Consider the following 17,058-nt stretch of genomic DNA (forward strand, 5'->3'; position numbering starts at 1 on the left):
GAAAGGAGTTATTCAAACAAACGGTCTATTGATTTTGCTCAGCAGACTCTATTTCGACATAACGATAATATAAATTTCGTAATTCAGATTCTTTATATAAGCCTAAATGACTTTTAAATTGAGGATGAACCATTATTCCATGAGCACGCAATACTTTGACAAACCAACCCTTTGAATACTTATGCACCGACCCTATTCTCCTTTATCTTTATTCATACATAGAATATGCGTTTGAATACGGTAGAGTGCCTTTATACAAATAAAAAACGAGAGAATAAATAACTCTCGTTTTTACTTATGTGCCACAAAACGTACGATATGGTTGATTCGTCGGTTCAGGTAATGAAGCGTATGCTTGTTGCTCTTTCGTATGGGCATAAGGCTGAGCTAGGACTTTTAGTAAGTTGTTCATCACACTATAATCGCCTCGTTCTACAGCCGCTTCCAAAGCTTCTTCTACCCTGTGGTTACGCGGAATAATAGCTGGATTATGTTGACGCATTAATTGCTGTGACATGTCTTTTGTTTGCTGCTGTCTCGCTAATCGAGCTTGCCATTTGTGATGCCAGTCCTTAAAAGCTGAGGCGTTAAATAAAGGCGAATCCTCCAATTGCTCAAACGTTAAGGCAATAAATGTATTCGTATAATCTGCTTGGTATTGCTGCATAAGCTGAAGAAGCTCTTCAACAAGCTTGATGTCCTCTTGCTCCTCATTAAAAATGCCTAGCTTTGCACGCATTCCTTCCAACCAATTTTCTACATATAATTTTGGATACTGTTGTAGCGTTTCTTGTGCCAGTTGAATGGCTTTTTCTTGATCATCATCAATTAAAGGTAGTAAGGACTCAGCTAAGCGCGTTAAATTCCAGCCACCAATGTTGGGCTGATTTCCATAAGCATAGCGTCCTTGGCGATCAATCGAGCTAAACACAGTCGCTGGATCATAGACGTCCATGAATGCACAAGGACCATAATCAATGGTTTCACCACTAATGGTCATATTATCGGTATTCATGACGCCATGAATAAAGCCCACTAACTGCCACTTTGCTATAAGGGTCGCTTGTTTCTTTATGACTTCCTGTAGCAAATAAAGATAACGATTTTGATCGCCACTATTAGCTGGGTAATGTCGTTCTAATGCATAATCAGCTAAGAGCTGTAGCTCCTCATCTGTCCCCCATTGCGCAGCATATTGAAATGTCCCTACCCGCAAATGACTACTTGCAACTCGTGTGACAATAGCGCCTGGTAGTTCCGTTTCTCGAATAATCATTTCACCTGTAGTGACTACTGCTAGACTACGTGAAGTGGGAATCCCTAGCGCAAACATCGCTTCACTAATAATATATTCCCTTAGCATTGGACCTAAGGCGGCTCGCCCATCTCCACCCCGAGAATAAGGTGTTCTACCCGATCCCTTTAGAGCGATGTCATACCGTTCATTTTGAGGTGTGATTTGCTCCCCATATAATAGAGCTCTACCATCACCTAGCATATTAAAATGACCAAATTGATGCCCTGCGTAAGCCTGTGCAATCGGTTCGCCACCCTCTGGGATTGTATTACCAGCTAAAACGGCTAATGCTTCCTCACTCTTTAAAGTCTGAATGTCTAACCCAAGTGATGCTGCAACTGACTCATTTAATAAGATCAATTTTGGTGAACGGACAGGATTTAACGAAATGTCGGAATAAAAAATACTTGGTAGTTGAACGTAACTATTATCAAAATGCCAGCCAATTGTTTTTTTCATGTTTTCTCCTTTATTGCCTTTACGATTTATTTTTGCTATTTCAGCATTAATCATTCATAGGCAATTTTACCATTATCAGCAGCCCAAATAAAAATCCGCATACTTTGTAGTCATGCGGATTCCCCCTATTATTGTCGCTCAAATGTATATGTAGCCATACATTGATTGTCATCTGTCATGCAATCAACTTTAAAAGATGTTGCATTGATTTCCACAACAGCAAAGCTTTTCTCTTTACGGCCTCGTGGTTTTAATAAGCTGCCCGGATTTAAAAATAAGATGCCATCCATCATTTCGGCACCGAGTATATGAGAATGACCGAAACAAACGATCTGTGCTCCTACTTCTTTTGCACGATAGGACAATGACAAGATGGAATTTTTCACATTGAATAAATGACCATGTGTTACATAAACTTTCACATCCTGGACAGTGAAAATTTCTTCTTCAGGGAAAGCTTTTTCACGATCACAGTTTCCACGTACTTTTTTCAATCCTTCTAATGCCTCATGTGAATAGGGAAGTTCACTATCTCCACAATGAACCACAACATCTATTTCAGGATAAAAACCTTTAACCTTTTCGATGACATGGCTATCACCATGTGTATCGCTCATAACAAGCATTTTCATGGATATCACCTCTTATTTGATAAGATTCGGTAATTGCTCCTTTAACTTGCGGATGGCATTGCCTCGGTGAGAAATTGAGCCTTTTTCCTCTGGTGAAAGCTCAGCCATCATTCGATTTAAGCTTGGCACGAAAAAGATTGGATCATAGCCAAAGCCGTTCGTTCCACGCTTTTCATGGGCAATAACGCCTTCACATGTACCAAATACTGTTGTTGTTGCAAAATCAGGTCCTGCAATTGCAATACAGCAGCAAAAACGTGCTGTACGTTTGTCATCTTCGACACCTTGTAAATTTTCTAATAGTTTAATCATATTTGCTTCATCGTCATGGTCACCAGCATAGCGAGCGGAGTACACACCTGGCTCACCATTTAATGCATCTACTGCTAAACCACTATCATCTGCAATAACAATGGTTCCAAGCTCCTTCGCTAATGCTTCTGCTTTTAGGATGGCATTTTCTTCGAATGTTGTTCCTGTTTCTTCTATTTCCATATCTGGGGCCACTTCAAACATTGTCACGACTTCATAACCAAGTGGTCCAAATAATGCTTCAAAGTCTTTTGCTTTCCCTTTATTTTTTGTGGCGATGACTACTTGTTTCATATTATTGATTCCCTCCAATTTTGTTTGCCATTTCACCAAGCGTTATTTTTTGAAGTTCAACTAATTGTTGTATGCCTTTTTCACCTAATGCTAACAATTCATTTAGTTCTTCTCGAGAAAAGGTAGCTTCCTCTCCAGTACCTTGTAATTCGACAAATCGTCCTGCACCTGTCATCACAATGTTCATATCAACAGCTGCAGCCACATCTTCTACATAATTTAAATCAAGAATAGCACCTTGTTCCACTACGATCCCAACACTTGTTGCTGCCAAAAAGTCTGTTACCGGGAATTTTTCGAATGGCTTCTCTTCAGCAAATTTAGCAATGGCCTGTGTCATGGCCACAAATGCTCCCGTAATGGATGCTGTACGTGTACCCCCATCCGCTTGAATGACATCACAGTCAATCCACACAGTACGTTCGCCTAGCGCCTCTAAATCGACTACAGCACGCAATGCACGTCCAATTAAGCGCTGAATCTCCATAGTACGTCCATTGACTTTCCCACGAGAGGATTCACGTGGTGTACGTTGAGCGGTTGCACGAGGCAACATGGAATACTCGGCTGTAATCCACCCTTTCCCTTGCCCACGTAAAAAGCCAGGTACCTTGTCTTCCATCGTTGCTGTACAAATTACTTTTGTATTACCTACTTGAATTAACACAGAGCCTTCTGGATGTAATAAATACTCACTATCTATTTTCACAGGTCTTAGCTCATCTGCATTTCTACCATCAAATCTTGTCATTTAATTTGTTCCTCCTAAAAACTTTCGCGCCCTCATCTTAACATAATTTATGTCATTGAAAAAGTACTCGATAGTGGTTTATGTACAATGCTAAAAACGGCAAAAATCAGCCTAGCCTGTTGCTAAGCTGATTTTTTATTTTAATGTGATACGTTTTATGTCAAGAGTACCTTGCTCTAACCAATTCTCAGCAATCGAACGGAAAATTGGTACAGAACCAGTTGCAAAAAATTTATGAGCAGGCACCGCATTTACATTCGCTAAAGTGCCATTATACGCTAGCATTTCCTGAACATCCTTTGCTGTTTCCTCCGCAGAAGATAGTACATTTACATCTTCTCCGACAACAGCTTCAATTTGTTTTTGTAAAATAGGATAATGTGTACACCCTAAAATAACCGTATCAAATTGTCGATTTTTCAACGGCTTTAAGCCTTCTGCTATTAAATTATTTGCAAAGTCACCTTTATATTCGCCACTTTCTACAAGTGGTACGAATGTTGGACAAGCTAGTGGAATAATATGTGTTGACGTATTGAGTGACAATAAGGCTTCTTCATAAGCCCCACTTTTAATTGTTCCTTCTGTTGCAAGCACAACGACTTCATGTCGCTTCGTTTTTTTTACAGCTGCACGTGCGCCAGCATTGATAACACCTAGTACTGGAAAAGGCATATTTCTTTGTAAACTTTCGAGTGCTACTGCAGTCGCTGTATTACAAGCTATAACGAGCATCTTAACATTCATTTTTTCGAGTGCTTTTGCCATTTGCCAAGTAAAATTCCGTACTTCCTGACGACTTCTTGGACCATACGGACACCTTGCTGTATCGCCAATATAATAAATCGTTTCGTTTGGCAATCGCTTCATGATTTCTTTTGCTACGGTTAAACCGCCTACTCCTGAGTCAATAACGCCTATCGGGGCATTCATACTTTCCGCCTCAATCCTGTTTCATGTGTACATGTAGTTTTTCTAAGTAGCTTGATAATTGCGCGACTTCTTGTTCATTAAAACCAACAAGCATCTCTTGCAAGTATTGCTGTCTTTTTTCAATAACTTCTTGAATAATACGTTCGCCCTTTTCGAGAAGATGAACGACAACGACACGGCGATCATTTTCATCACGCACACGCTTGACTAATTCATTTTTCTCCATTCGGTCCACTAAATCTGTTGTTGTGCTAAAAGCTAAATATAAACGGTTTGATAATTCGCCAATTGTAATATCACCAAGCTCTTCTAACCACTGTAATGCAACAAATTGTGGCGGCGTAATCGCATAATCGGAAACAATTTCTCTTCCCTTTTGCTTCACGATGGCCGCTATATAGCGTAATTCCTTTTCAACCGTTGCAACGGTTTCAGGTGAGTGCTTTGTTACTTCATCCGACATATAACTATTTCACTCCTAAAAATACGTTGAATAGTTCTATTTTGTCGGTTTTTTCACGAAATAGCAAGTGTCCATTAGTTTAATTTAAATTCTTCCAAGCGTAACAGCTCAATTAACGCCTGAGATCGATTCGTTACACCTAGCTTTTGAATTGTATTGGAAATGTGATTTCGCACTGTTTTTTCACTAATACCAAGCTGCTCTGCAATATCTCTCGTTGTTTTTTCAGCTAATAAAAGCGCAAATATTTCACGTTCTCGGTTTGTTAAAAGAGAACGATGATGAGAGCCATTCATTCAGTTACACCCTCCTCCCCCGCACGTATTGTAACTTATGTTAAGGGGCAGGAAGCGGTGACGGCTATTTGCATGATTATTCCATGTTTCCTTAAAAATTTCGAAAATTATATTGATACATTCGTAAATTTTACGTAAAATGCAATTCCTACTATTTTAATAAATTTACATACAGTTACATATTGAGCTAGTGAGGTAGCATAGCCAACTGATTTAATTTCGTTTTTTCTTCCTCTGAAATCGGTACACTTTTGCCTGTGCGAGGATCCATTTGCACAATCGTTCCACGACCAGTGAAACAAATTTCGTCCTTTTGATTTTTTGCTAGATAATGAATGTCCATCGATGAATTCCCAACTTGCGCGATTTTTGTATAAATTCGTAGAACGTCATCAAAGAAAACCTGCTTTACATAATCACATTGTAAATCGGCTACGATTGGTATAGATTTCACATCCTCTTCTCCAACTGAGGGCATTAAAATTCCTAAATGACGGAAATAATCAATTCTTGCTTGCTCAAAATATGTAAAGCTAATCGTATTGTTCATATGACCATACATGTCTGTTTCTGAAAATCGTACTCGTACCTCACTAAAAAATGAAAAACCCTTTTCCCACTCTTGAAAATTATCGATATAATTTGCCTTCATGATATACCATCCCCTGTCATGTAATTGCCCGTCTTTTATCAATCGACGGTAAACAAAATGAATACATATTCATTATAAAAGAAAATGCTATATTATCATAGAAAAAACGCGAATATTCAATTTGATAACTATTCATTTCTATAACTATAAAAAACTCCCTCACACGAAGTGTAAGGGAGTTCTTGTCCGTATATTAGTCTACATAGTGGTCAGAACCGAAGAAGTTACGGAACATTTGCACAGTAGTTGCACGGTTTAATGAAGCGATAGATGTTGTTAAAGGAATACCTTTTGGACATGCAGCAACACAGTTTTGAGAGTTACCACAGTTTGCAAGGCCGCCATCACCCATAATCGCATTTAAACGTTCATCTTTAATCATTGCACCTGTTGGGTGAGTGTTGAAAAGACGTACTTGTGATAATGGAGCTGGTCCGATGAATGAAGCTTTTTCAGACACGTTTGGACATGCTTCCATACATACACCACAAGTCATACATTTAGATAATTCATAAGCCCATTGACGTTTACCTTCTGGCATACGTGGACCTTCACCTAAATCATACGTACCATCGATTGGTACCCATGCTTTCACTTTTTTAAGAGCGTTGAACATACGTTCACGGTCAACTTGTAGGTCACGAATAACAGGGAATGTTTTCATTGGCTCCAATTTAATCGGCTCTGTCAATTGGTCTACTAGTGTAGAACATGATTGACGTGGACGGCCATTGATCACCATTGAACATGCACCACAAACTTCTTCTAAACAGTTCATATCCCATGATACTGGTGATGTGTTTACACCATCTTCAGTAACAGGATTTTTTTGAATTTCCATTAAAATTGAAATTACGTTCATACCATGACGGTAAGGCACTTGGAATTTTTGCCAGTAGCTATTGCCGCCTTGTGTATCTTGACGTAAGATTTCCACTTTGACCATTCTTCCAGTATTAGCTGCGATTTGCATAACTTTTAGTCTCCTTTCGCAGAGTAGTCGCGTTTACGTGGTGGGATTAATGAAACGTCGACTTCTTGGTACGTGATGATTGGATTACCAGTAGCTGGGTCAAACTTCGCCATTGTTGTTTTTAAGAAGTTCTCATCATCACGGTTAGGGAAATCAGGTTTATAGTGTGCACCACGAGATTCATTTCGTAATAGTGCACCTTTTGTCATTACTTTTGCAAGCACTAACATATTTTTAAGCTGACGTGTAAAGTGTGCGCCTTGGTTGCTCCATTTTTGCGTATCATTGATGTTGATATTATTCCAACGCTCAGTAAGCTCATCAAGTTTTTTCAATGTATCTTTAAGCTGATCATTGTAACGTACTACAGTCATTGTAGCAGTCATCATTTCACCAAGCTCTTTATGCAGTAAGTAAGCGTTTTCTGTGCCTTCCATTTTCATGATAGCATCCCATTTCGCTTGTTCCTCTTTTACACGTGCATCGTAAATCTCTTGTGGAAGATCTTCAGCATGCTTTTTAAGATGTTTTACATAATCTACTGCGTTTGGTCCTGCAACCATACCACCGTAGATAGCAGATAATAGTGAGTTTGCACCAAGACGGTTTGCACCATGTTGAGAGTAATCACATTCACCTGCTGCAAATAGACCAGGAATTTCAGTCATTTGATTGTAGTCAACCCATAATCCACCCATTGAATAGTGAACTGCTGGGAAAATTTTCATTGGTAATTTACGTGGGTCATCACCTACGAATTTTTCGTAAATCTCGATGATACCACCAAGTTTAACGTCCAATTCATGTGGATCTTTATGAGAAAGATCTAGGTATACCATGTTTTCGCCATTGATACCAAGTTTTTGGTTTACACAAACGTCGAAAATTTCACGTGTTGCAATATCACGTGGTACTAAGTTACCATAAGCTGGGTATTTCTCTTCTAAGAAGTACCAAGGTTTACCGTCTTTATAAGTCCAAATACGACCGCCTTCACCACGAGCTGATTCTGACATTAGACGGTTTTTGTCATCTCCAGGAATCGCTGTTGGGTGAATTTGAATGAATTCACCATTCGCATATGAAGCACCTTGTTGATAAACGATAGAAGCAGCAGAACCTGTGTTAATAACAGAGTTTGTTGTTTTACCGAAGATAATACCAGGGCCACCAGTCGCCATAATAACAGCGTCTGCACGGAATGATTTAATTTCTTCTGTACGCATATCTTGCGCTACGATACCACGACAAACGCCGTCTTCATCGATAATAACACCAAGGAATTCCCAGTGTTCATATTTATTTACTAAACCAGCTACTTCATGAGAACGAACTTGCTCATCTAGCGCATATAGTAATTGTTGACCAGTTGTTGCACCAGAGAAAGCTGTACGGTGCATTAAAGTACCACCAAAACGACGGAAATCTAAAAGTCCTTCTGGTGTACGGTTGAACATAACACCCATACGGTCCATTAAGTGAATAATGCCAGGTGCTGCATCACACATACCTTTTACTGGTGGTTGGTTCGCTAGGAAGTCTCCACCATATACTGTATCATCAAAGTGGATCCATGGAGAATCCCCTTCACCTTTAGTATTTACCGCACCATTAATTCCGCCTTGCGCACAAACAGAGTGTGAGCGTTTTACAGGAACTAATGAGAATAAATCAACTTCAGTACCAACTTCAGCTGCTTTAATCGTTGCCATCAGACCGGCAAGACCACCGCCGACAACAATTATTTTGCTTTTCGCCATGATTATTTCTCACTCCTCTTAAAAAATTGCAATGATTGCATGTGCTCTATCGTAGCTTCTATTGAATTATACGAAAGCTAAAATAGCAGCCACACCAACTACACTTAGAATTACGAAAAGAATGTTTGTTACGTAAGTAGCGATCTTTTGAGACTGAGGAGATTGTGTAATACCCCAGCTTACTAGGAATGCCCATAAACCGTTAGATAAGTGGAAAGTTGCTGATAAAATACCAACAATGTAGAATCCAAGCATGAATGGATTAGCAACGATATTCGCCATCATGTCGTAATCAACGTGTGTGCCAAGTGCTTTTTGAATACGAGTTTGGAAAATATGCCATGCAATGAATATCACTAAGAATACACCAGTAAAACGTTGTAAAGAGAACATCCAGTTACGGTACGTGCTGAAACGTCCTGTGTTTGGTGTAGCAGTGAATGCAATGTAGACACCATAGAATGCGTGGAACATTAATGGAATATAGATGACAATCCATTCAACTAGGATAAGGAATGGAATCTTTTCCATTACTGCGGTAGCATCGTTGTAACTTTCTGCCCCGCCTGTTGCTGTAAAGTTAATGAACAGGTGCATCGTTAAAAACAGACCTACTGGAATGATCCCAAGTAGAGAATGTAAGCGACGCCATAAAAACTCTCGATCTTTCGACAAGACTGTTACCCCCCTTAGTACTTAAAATAGCACAACAAAAGAAGTCATCATTTTGTAAATGATACTTCATTGACTGTGTATTTCATCATGGTACAATATTATGACATGTTTATTGTACTCTCAAGAGCTACGAGCGTCAAGGCAACTCGGAGTTTTTCATAGAGCTTATTAAAGAACTAATCTAGTACATGATGCGTCGTTTTTTCTCGAAAAATCTATCATTACTTTATTACCGTTAAATTTTAAGAAAATTCTAAGAAAGAAGGATAACAATGTTAAACACTCCATCTCCTACAATCTCATCATTTGGCTATGAGATCATTCGTGATCATATTCTATCTTCTATACTCGGTAAACATGAAGATGATGTCCTTTATTGGGCAGGTAAGGAGCTTGCTCGCAAGTTCCCATGTAAAAGTCAAGATGAACTTATCGCATTTTTCGCAGATGCCTGCTGGGGTACATTAGAACTCATAAAGGAATCAAAAGATGGACGCATTTTCCAGTTGACAAATGACCCTGAAATTCTGCAAATTAAGCAACGTAGCTTTAAACTTGAAGCAGGATTTATAGCAGAGCAAATTCAACTAGCGAAAGGCTACCTGACAGAATGCTATAATGAAAAACGGGAAAAGCAACAATACGTCATGTTTACAGTCAAATGGGATGTTAAAGAACGTATTATGAATACCATTCCCTTAGAATAATTAAAAAGGATTGTCTCCCATTAAAGAATGGGAGGACAATCCTTCTTTTTTCTTCCTTTTATTTCGGTCAATTACATAAAATGCTGTTTCTTCTATTATTATATGTAAAGTGCTTGCTCTAAATTAAACTCATCATGGAGAGCATTAGCTGCTTTGATCATATCATCCTGTGGGACAACAACGGACACTTTTATTTCAGAGGTACTTACCATTTTTACAGGGATATTTTCACGACGTAACCGATCAAACATACGAGCAGCAACGCCTGGATTAGAAGCCATGCCTGAACCTATGATAGAAACTTTTGCTAGCCCAATTTCGAAGTCAGCAAAACTAAATCCGAGTGATAATTTACTATCCTCTAACACACGTAATGCTTCCGCAAATTCCTCTTTTAAAATAGAAAACGATACAGTTGGCTTCAACCCATCAATAATGGCTTGGACAATAATATCTACATTAATACGGTTCTCTGCAAGAACCGTAAATATGTCTGCTAATGAAGCATTGGAAAAAGCATCATACCCTACTGTTAAACGAATAATATCCGATTCAAATGCCACACCACGAACGACTAAATTTTTTTCCATTTCTACTTCCTCCTTCAATAAAGTGCCTACTGATTCAACTAAACTTGAGCGTATAATAACAGGCATTTGAAATTTCTTCGCTAACTCCACCGCACGTGGATGTATGATATGAGATCCTAAGTTAGATAATTCCAACATTTCATCATAGGATATTTCCTGTAGCTTTTGGGCATTTGTAACATAACGTGGATCTGCTGTATAAACACCGTCCACATTTGTATACATATCAACTCTCTCCGCTTCTAACGATACAGCAAGTGCTACAGCTGCTGTTTCAGCTCCACCTTTCCCAAGCATGGTAATATTGTGCTCTTCGTCAATCCCCTGTTCTCCAGCAATGACTACAATTTGTCCCTGTGTAAAGTGTTCTTCCATTCGACTAACATCTATATAGTCGATACGTGCATGTCGATACATACCATCCGTATGTATACCAGCTTGCCATCCAGTTAGAGACACAGCAGTATAGCCTGCTTCCTGTAAGGCGATGGCAAATAAAGCACTAGATAATTGAGAGCCTGTTGACAAAACCGCATCTAATTCTCGTTTCGATACATCATCTGTTAGTTGATGTACCATCATTTTCATCTCTTTCACAGTGTGTCCCATCGCTGCAACGACCACCACTACATCAAAACCTTTGTCCTTTTCAGCAATCGCTTTCCGAGCAGCCTCTTGGATTTGTTCAGTGGAACCTAATGCAGCTCCTCCAAACTTCATCACGATTTTAGCCATTTCTTTCGTTCTCCCTTCCAGTTCATGTATTTCACCTAATTATGGGTTTCTAGAAAAACTAAAAGGCAGCCTCCACATAACGTGAAAGCTGCCTATAACATGTACAATAATCGTAACTTGCGCATGTGTGATAGCTCTCCGAAACGTTTAGAATCGACAGTCTTACATTTCTTAAATGCAAAACCAGTACAGCAATGGAACAACAATACTGTACTTCGGCAAGCTCCCCTTTCACACAATATCTTTGGACTTGTCCATCCTCCATCGTGTTACTCTTGAACCTTGCACCTCTATCATCACTTTAAAGTGAATGTATTCAATTCATTAAGCCTTAGCGTAAACAAACTAGTCACGCAGTTGGCTCTCCATAACATTGAAAACAATGTTATTTATAACCATAGCACATGCCTATTCCTTTGACAATGATTGTTGCTGAAAATAGCTAAAAATTTGGCTTGCTAAATTAGCGGGCATCCCAGCCTCCTGTAATGCTAGCTCGCTCGCCTCTCGAATTTTTTTGACTGAACCGAAATGTTTAAGCAGCTGTTGCTTTCGTTTTGGTCCTACCCCTTCAATATGATCTAATACAGATTGAATGGCATGCTTCTCATGCTGTTGACGCAAGAAGGTAATAGCAAAGCGGTGAACTTCGTCTTGAATTCGTTGTAATAAATAAAAGCCATCACTTGTACGTTTTAAGCTAATCACTTCTGGTGGATCACCAAACAAGAGCTGAGATGTATTATGCTTATCATCCTTGGCTAAACCAGCAATCGGTATAACAAGGCCAAGCTCATCTTCTAGTACTTCACGGGCTACTTCCATTTGTCCCTTACCACCATCAATTAAGACTAAATCTGGTAATGGGAGACCTTCCTTTAAAACACGTATATAGCGACGACGTATAACCTCCTGCATTGCACCGTAATCATCATGCTTGGCTGCTGTACGTGTTTTATATTTTCGGTATTCCTTTTTCGCAGGCTTCCCATCAATGAACACTACCATGGCAGATACTGCATCCGTTCCATGCATATGACTATTATCAAAAGCTTCAATTCGTAAAGGTGTACTAATACCCATTGCTTCACCAAGTGCCTCACAAGCACCAATGGTACGTTCCTCCTGGCGTTCTATTAGCTGGAATTTAGCTGCCACAGCAATTTCGGCATTTTTGGTTGCTAATTCAACCAATTCCTTCTTTTGACCTCTTTTCGGTGTGAGCACTTTGATCTCTAATAATTCAGTTAAGATAGCTGCATCAATGGCTTGTGGAATAAAGATTTCTTTTGGCTTAATATGCTCTGGTTTTTCATAAAAGCGTCCAACAAAAGTTAAAAATTCATCCTCTGCATCTTGATAGATCGGGAAAATCGAGACATCACGCTCTATCAGCTTACCTTGGCGCACAAAGAAAACCTGAACACACATCCATCCTTTTTCCACTGCATAGCCAAATACATCTCGATTTGTTGTATCACTTGAAACTATTTTTTGTTTCTGCATAACCGTATCAATATGGGCAATTTGGTCTCGGAATTCCTTCGCTCGCTCAAATTCCAGATTTTCTGCAGCTGCTAGCATTTTAGCTTCAAGCTCTTTTTTGACTGCCTCCACACCACCATTTAGAAACTTCGTCATATCCTCAATCATATCTTGATAAACCTGACCATTAATTTCCTTCACACATGGTGCTAAGCATTGACCCATATGATAATACAGGCAAACCTTAGATGGTAATTGTACACATTTACGCAGCGGATACAATCGATCCAATAGCTTTTTTGTTTCACTTGCTGCATAGGCATTTGGATAAGGACCAAAATATTTAGCCTTATCCTTTTTTACCTTCCGTGTCGTAATTAGACGAGGATGTTTTTCATTCGTAATTTTTAAATATGGATAGGTCTTATCATCCGTTAACATGACATTATATTTTGGATCATGTAATTTGATGAGATTCAGCTCTAAAATAAGTGCTTCAATATTGGATGACGTCACAATATACTCAAAATCTTCTATTTCACCTACAAGCCTTTGCGTTTTCCCTTCATGTGTTCCAGTAAAATAAGAGCGGACACGGTTTTTCAGAACTTTTGCTTTACCGACATAAATGATTGTCCCTTGTCGATCCTTCATCAAATAGCAGCCAGGCTGATCTGGTAAAATATCCAGTTTTCGTTTGATTAAATCATTCATTACCTACCTGCCCCCTAAGTAAAAATTCCCCTCATTAGAATAATGTTAGTTATTTTCTTTATTATATAACGAAAAAAAGCCGAACACATCTATTGATGGCTCGGCTTTGTGAACTTCATTCATTACGCATGTTTTGCGATAAATGCTTCTAAAGCTTCTTTTGGTTGGAAGCCTACTGTTTTGTCAACTAATTCTCCATCTTTAAATAATAGTAAAGATGGGATTGACATAATTTGATACTGAGCTGCAGTACCTTGGTTATTGTCAACGTCAACTTTTACAATTTTAGCCGCACTACCCGCAGCGTCCATTTCTTCAAGAACTGGCCCAATCATTTTACATGGTCCGCACCAAGCAGCCCAAAAGTCTACTAGTACTAACCCTTCTTTAATATCGTCCTGGAACGTAGCATCTGTTGCATGTACAATTGCCATTTGAAATCCTCCTTAAACTTACTATGACTGTAGTATAGCATGGATAAATTCACTTGAGCGAACAATCTGCCTGCAATGTATTTTTTATGCAAATCTATGTCGAAAAATCAAATCACAGCCATTAATTGTCTTGATAACGACCTTTCAATACATAGGTTAACGTAATAAAAAGGTAAATAGCTAACGTAATGCCTGTCACAATAATTGATGTGGTAAAAATAATCCCGATGAGAATCGCACTTAACGCTAGTATAGCTACCCAAGTTGTATAGGGGAACCATTTTACTTCATAGGCACTTGTGTGCTCTGCTTGTTTTTTACGTGATTTTAAATGTGCAATCGCAATAATTAACCAAATAAATAACACAGTATAACCAAGTGATCCCATTAGAAAATCAAATGTTTTGCTTCCCGCATATAAAGATAAAATGACCCCTAAATACATCGCTAAAGTACACATTAAAATAGCATATACTGGTACTTTTCGTTTCGATAAATAAGCAAAGATTTTAGGCACCCGTCCATCTACAGCCTGTGTATAGAGTACGCGTGATGAACCATACAGTCCAGAATTCATTGATGAAATAATGGCAAGTAAAACAACAGCGTTCATAATATGGTCTGCCCCTGGAATACCCACCATTTTAAAAACCATGACAAACGGGCTTTCAGGAACCCCATTTACTTCATTCCAAGGAATCAAGCTTACGATAATAAAGAATGGCAGTAAATAAAAAGTAACAATACGTACTAATGTACTGCGAACAGCTTTTGGAACTACTTTTTCAGGATTTTTCGTTTCAGCTAATGTAATCCCGATGATTTCTGTCCCGCCATAAGAGTAGATAACTACAAGCATAGCAGCAATTAATCCCGTCGAGCCATTAGGGAAAAACCCACCATGCTCTGTTAAGTTAGCAAAACCAACAGCATTATGATTTCCAAACGTAACAAGCAATAAAATAAGTCCTGCAATGATAAAGACAATAATAACGGTAATTTTGATTAATGCTAGCCAATATTCTGTTTCTGCAAATATTTTTACGGATAGTAAATTAATGGCTGTTACTAACACTGAAACAGAAAGTGCGAGTATCCAAATTGGACAATCTGGTAGCCAATATTGAATAAAGATAGCTGCAACGACAGATTCTGCCGCAATATTTAAAACCCACATTTTCCAATAAATCCAATCCAGGAAATAAGCGGGGTATTTGCCTAACACTGATTGCACTAAATCTCTAAAGGTTCTTGCTTCTTTATTACGTACAGCCATTTCTGCTAAGCCTTGCATGACAAATAATAAAATAATGCCTCCGATTAAATACGCAATCAGCACAGATGGTCCTGCCATATCAATGGCTGCACTACTTCCTTTAAATAATCCCGCGCCAATGGCACCACCTAACGCCATCATTGTGATATGACGCGAGGTCATTGTTCTTGTCAATTGTTGCTTGTTTTTTTCCACTTTCTTACCTCCTAAAAAATCAAAAAAGCATACCATCTCTTCCTTCATCATCAAATGAAAGAAGAGACGATATGCTATCAGCAAACCGCGGTACCACTCTAATTGGTTCATGAGAACCCAGCTTAAAACCTTGTAACGAAGGTTAATCGTCAAACAAATGGAATAATCTGATAATTACATTTGTGTTACCACTCCTAGGCAAGTTCAAAGTCTTATTGGTCTGCGTTGCACCAACCCGCAGCTCTCTTCACCGAATAATGAGCTTTTACTACTCCTAATCTTTGCGTTTCAAATCATTAATGTATCCATCACTATAATGTCTATCGTTAATTATGTCAATATTTTATTTTGCGATAATTTTCAAATAGTGCTTCTTGAAAAGGAAACCAATATAAAAAAGCAGGAAGGGTATCCCTTCCTGCATCTGCATTATGCGTTCACTTTTAATGCTTTAAATTCTTCAATTAGAAGCGGAATAACTTCAAATAAATCTCCAACGATACCATAATCCGCTACTTTGAAAATATTTGCTTCTGGATCTTTATTAATGGCAACAATCACTTTTGAATTGGACATTCCAGCTAAATGTTGAATTGCGCCTGAAATACCTGCTGCAATATAAAGATCTGGTGTTACAACCTTACCTGTTTGTCCGATTTGAAGCGAGTAATCACAGTATTCAGCGTCACATGCACCACGTGATGCGCCAACTGCACCGCCTAGTAAATCCGCTAGCTCTTTTAATGGCTCGAAGCCTTCTTCTGACTTCACGCCACGACCACCAGCAACAACTACTTTTGCTTCTGAAAGATCTACACCTTCTGAAGACTTACGAACAACTTCTTTAATAATTGTGCGCAGGTTTGTAATCTCTACAGTGACTGCAGAAACATCACCTGTTTTACCTTCTGCTTTCTCTAAAGGCGTAATGTTATTAGGACGAATAGAAGCTAAAACAATACCATCTTTCACTTTTACTTTTTCAAAAGCTTTACCAGAGTAAATTGGTCGGATGAATACCACATCATCGCCTGCACCTTCAATAGCAGTGACATCAGATACTAGACCTGCTTGCAATTTGCTTGCAATTTTTGGCGATAAATCTTTCCCATTTGCTGTATGACCAAAGACAATACCTGCTGGTTGTTCTTGCTCGATAACAGCTAATAGTGCTTGACTATAGCCATCAGATGTATATTGTTTTAAATGCGGGTGTTCCACTGTTACTACTCGATCAGCACCATATTCAAATAATGGACCTGTTAAACCTGCTACAGCATCCCCTAACAGTACCCCAACAACTTCGCCACCATCAGCGATTTGTTTTGCAGCTGCAATTGCTTCGAAAGAAACATTACGTAAGCTTCCTTCACGAACTTCACTTAATACTAATACTTTTTTTGACATAGCATATTCCCTCCGTTA

Annotated in this window: 18 protein-coding genes, 1 riboswitch and 1 other annotated feature; of the genes, 1 reads left to right on the plus strand and 17 read right to left on the minus strand. The window is 38.8% G+C overall.

What is annotated here, in order from left to right; translation table 11 throughout:
- Positions 1 to 25 precede the first annotated feature (25 nt).
- The 12 genes from MHB39_RS16460 to MHB39_RS16515 all read right to left on the minus strand — a co-directional run bounded on the left by MHB39_RS16460 (position 26) and on the right by MHB39_RS16515 (position 9,497).
- Positions 26 to 187: a DUF2639 domain-containing protein gene (locus MHB39_RS16460; protein ID WP_016991537.1), complete on the minus strand. Its 162-nt coding sequence runs from the start codon at positions 185 to 187 to the stop codon at positions 26 to 28.
- 108 nt (positions 188 to 295) lie between these two features.
- Entirely contained in the window at positions 296 to 1,756 is a 1,461-nt protein-coding gene (locus MHB39_RS16465) for a YdiU family protein (protein ID WP_339280207.1), read from the minus strand.
- A 128-nt stretch (positions 1,757 to 1,884) separates the two neighbouring features.
- The gene (locus MHB39_RS16470) at positions 1,885 to 2,388 is read right to left on the minus strand and encodes a metallophosphoesterase (protein ID WP_016991539.1); all 504 of its coding nucleotides are present in this window, start codon (positions 2,386 to 2,388) and stop codon (positions 1,885 to 1,887) included.
- A 12-nt stretch (positions 2,389 to 2,400) separates the two neighbouring features.
- Positions 2,401 to 2,994, minus strand: a complete 594-nt coding sequence (locus MHB39_RS16475; RefSeq protein WP_016991540.1) for an XTP/dITP diphosphatase — start codon at positions 2,992 to 2,994, stop codon at positions 2,401 to 2,403.
- A gap of 1 nt (position 2,995) precedes the next feature.
- On the minus strand, positions 2,996 to 3,745 hold the full coding sequence (gene rph, locus MHB39_RS16480; RefSeq protein WP_016991541.1) for a ribonuclease PH: 750 nt from the start codon (positions 3,743 to 3,745) through the stop codon (positions 2,996 to 2,998).
- 135 nt (positions 3,746 to 3,880) lie between these two features.
- On the minus strand, positions 3,881 to 4,678 hold the full coding sequence (gene racE, locus MHB39_RS16485) for a glutamate racemase (RefSeq protein ID WP_036078269.1): 798 nt from the start codon (positions 4,676 to 4,678) through the stop codon (positions 3,881 to 3,883).
- Positions 4,679 to 4,688: 10 nt separating this feature from the next.
- On the minus strand, positions 4,689 to 5,141 hold the full coding sequence (locus tag MHB39_RS16490; protein ID WP_016991542.1) for a MarR family transcriptional regulator: 453 nt from the start codon (positions 5,139 to 5,141) through the stop codon (positions 4,689 to 4,691).
- Between the two features lie 74 nt (positions 5,142 to 5,215).
- Positions 5,216 to 5,437: a LuxR C-terminal-related transcriptional regulator gene (locus tag MHB39_RS16495; RefSeq protein WP_339280208.1), complete on the minus strand. Its 222-nt coding sequence runs from the start codon at positions 5,435 to 5,437 to the stop codon at positions 5,216 to 5,218.
- A gap of 187 nt (positions 5,438 to 5,624) precedes the next feature.
- Positions 5,625 to 6,089 carry a thioesterase family protein gene (locus tag MHB39_RS16500; RefSeq protein ID WP_036078272.1) on the minus strand — a complete coding sequence of 155 codons (465 nt, stop codon included), beginning with the start codon at positions 6,087 to 6,089 and terminating at the stop codon, positions 5,625 to 5,627.
- 193 nt (positions 6,090 to 6,282) lie between these two features.
- A complete protein-coding gene (gene sdhB, locus MHB39_RS16505) occupies positions 6,283 to 7,062 on the minus strand; it encodes a succinate dehydrogenase iron-sulfur subunit (RefSeq protein WP_004226431.1) in 780 nt (259 codons plus the stop codon).
- Between the two features lie 5 nt (positions 7,063 to 7,067).
- Positions 7,068 to 8,822, minus strand: a complete 1,755-nt coding sequence (gene sdhA, locus MHB39_RS16510; RefSeq protein ID WP_339280209.1) for a succinate dehydrogenase flavoprotein subunit — start codon at positions 8,820 to 8,822, stop codon at positions 7,068 to 7,070.
- Positions 8,823 to 8,888: 66 nt separating this feature from the next.
- Complete coding sequence (locus MHB39_RS16515) at positions 8,889 to 9,497, minus strand: succinate dehydrogenase cytochrome b558 subunit (RefSeq protein ID WP_004226428.1); 609 nt, start codon at positions 9,495 to 9,497, stop codon at positions 8,889 to 8,891.
- Between the two features lie 272 nt (positions 9,498 to 9,769).
- On the opposite strand from MHB39_RS16515, the gene MHB39_RS16520 reads away from it, so the two are divergent.
- Positions 9,770 to 10,204, plus strand: coding sequence for a YslB family protein (locus tag MHB39_RS16520; protein ID WP_016991545.1), 435 nt, complete (start codon positions 9,770 to 9,772; stop codon positions 10,202 to 10,204).
- 98 nt (positions 10,205 to 10,302) lie between these two features.
- Here the strand turns inward: MHB39_RS16520 and MHB39_RS16525 are convergent, their stop codons facing one another.
- From MHB39_RS16525 to MHB39_RS16545, 5 genes are all read right to left on the minus strand, one after another.
- Entirely contained in the window at positions 10,303 to 11,529 is a 1,227-nt protein-coding gene (locus tag MHB39_RS16525; protein ID WP_312123698.1) for an aspartate kinase, read from the minus strand.
- Between the two features lie 123 nt (positions 11,530 to 11,652).
- Positions 11,653 to 11,830, minus strand: a riboswitch (Lysine riboswitch).
- 107 nt (positions 11,831 to 11,937) lie between these two features.
- Positions 11,938 to 13,728 (minus strand): excinuclease ABC subunit UvrC, encoded by a 1,791-nt coding sequence (gene uvrC / locus MHB39_RS16530; RefSeq protein WP_016991547.1) that lies wholly within the window; start codon positions 13,726 to 13,728, stop codon positions 11,938 to 11,940.
- Positions 13,729 to 13,850: 122 nt separating this feature from the next.
- Positions 13,851 to 14,162, minus strand: a complete 312-nt coding sequence (trxA, locus tag MHB39_RS16535; protein ID WP_004226420.1) for a thioredoxin — start codon at positions 14,160 to 14,162, stop codon at positions 13,851 to 13,853.
- Between the two features lie 121 nt (positions 14,163 to 14,283).
- Positions 14,284 to 15,633: an amino acid permease gene (locus tag MHB39_RS16540; RefSeq protein ID WP_342544584.1), complete on the minus strand. Its 1,350-nt coding sequence runs from the start codon at positions 15,631 to 15,633 to the stop codon at positions 14,284 to 14,286.
- 59 nt (positions 15,634 to 15,692) lie between these two features.
- Positions 15,693 to 15,924, minus strand: a binding site (T-box leader).
- 138 nt (positions 15,925 to 16,062) lie between these two features.
- Positions 16,063 to 17,040 (minus strand): electron transfer flavoprotein subunit alpha/FixB family protein, encoded by a 978-nt coding sequence (locus tag MHB39_RS16545; protein WP_342544585.1) that lies wholly within the window; start codon positions 17,038 to 17,040, stop codon positions 16,063 to 16,065.
- Positions 17,041 to 17,058: the final 18 nt, after the last annotated feature.

This window comes from Lysinibacillus sp. FSL K6-4013, assembly GCF_038630435.1.
Classification (GTDB): Bacteria; Bacillota; Bacilli; order Bacillales_A; family Planococcaceae; genus Lysinibacillus; species Lysinibacillus boronitolerans.

Bases quoted from the DNA above. Each gene is read 5' to 3' on its own strand.
- MHB39_RS16475 (WP_016991540.1), bottom strand. From the start codon at position 2,994: ATGAAACAAGTAGTCATCGCCACAAAAAATAAAGGGAAAGCAAAAGAC.
- uvrC (WP_016991547.1), bottom strand. From the start codon at position 13,728: ATGAATGATTTAATCAAACGAAAACTGGATATTTTACCAGATCAGCCT.
- rph (WP_016991541.1), bottom strand. From the start codon at position 3,745: ATGACAAGATTTGATGGTAGAAATGCAGATGAGCTAAGACCTGTGAAA.
- racE (WP_036078269.1), bottom strand. From the start codon at position 4,678: ATGAATGCCCCGATAGGCGTTATTGACTCAGGAGTAGGCGGTTTAACC.
- MHB39_RS16470 (WP_016991539.1), bottom strand. From the start codon at position 2,388: ATGAAAATGCTTGTTATGAGCGATACACATGGTGATAGCCATGTCATC.
- trxA (WP_004226420.1), bottom strand. From the start codon at position 14,162: ATGGCAATTGTACATGCAACAGATGCTACGTTCCAGGACGATATTAAA.
- MHB39_RS16490 (WP_016991542.1), bottom strand. From the start codon at position 5,141: ATGTCGGATGAAGTAACAAAGCACTCACCTGAAACCGTTGCAACGGTT.
- sdhB (WP_004226431.1), bottom strand. From the start codon at position 7,062: ATGCAAATCGCAGCTAATACTGGAAGAATGGTCAAAGTGGAAATCTTA.
- MHB39_RS16500 (WP_036078272.1), bottom strand. From the start codon at position 6,089: ATGAAGGCAAATTATATCGATAATTTTCAAGAGTGGGAAAAGGGTTTT.
- MHB39_RS16520 (WP_016991545.1), top strand. From the start codon at position 9,770: ATGTTAAACACTCCATCTCCTACAATCTCATCATTTGGCTATGAGATC.
- sdhA (WP_339280209.1), bottom strand. From the start codon at position 8,822: ATGGCGAAAAGCAAAATAATTGTTGTCGGCGGTGGTCTTGCCGGTCTG.
- MHB39_RS16465 (WP_339280207.1), bottom strand. From the start codon at position 1,756: ATGAAAAAAACAATTGGCTGGCATTTTGATAATAGTTACGTTCAACTA.
- MHB39_RS16545 (WP_342544585.1), bottom strand. From the start codon at position 17,040: ATGTCAAAAAAAGTATTAGTATTAAGTGAAGTTCGTGAAGGAAGCTTA.
- MHB39_RS16495 (WP_339280208.1), bottom strand. From the start codon at position 5,437: ATGAATGGCTCTCATCATCGTTCTCTTTTAACAAACCGAGAACGTGAA.
- MHB39_RS16525 (WP_312123698.1), bottom strand. From the start codon at position 11,529: ATGGCTAAAATCGTGATGAAGTTTGGAGGAGCTGCATTAGGTTCCACT.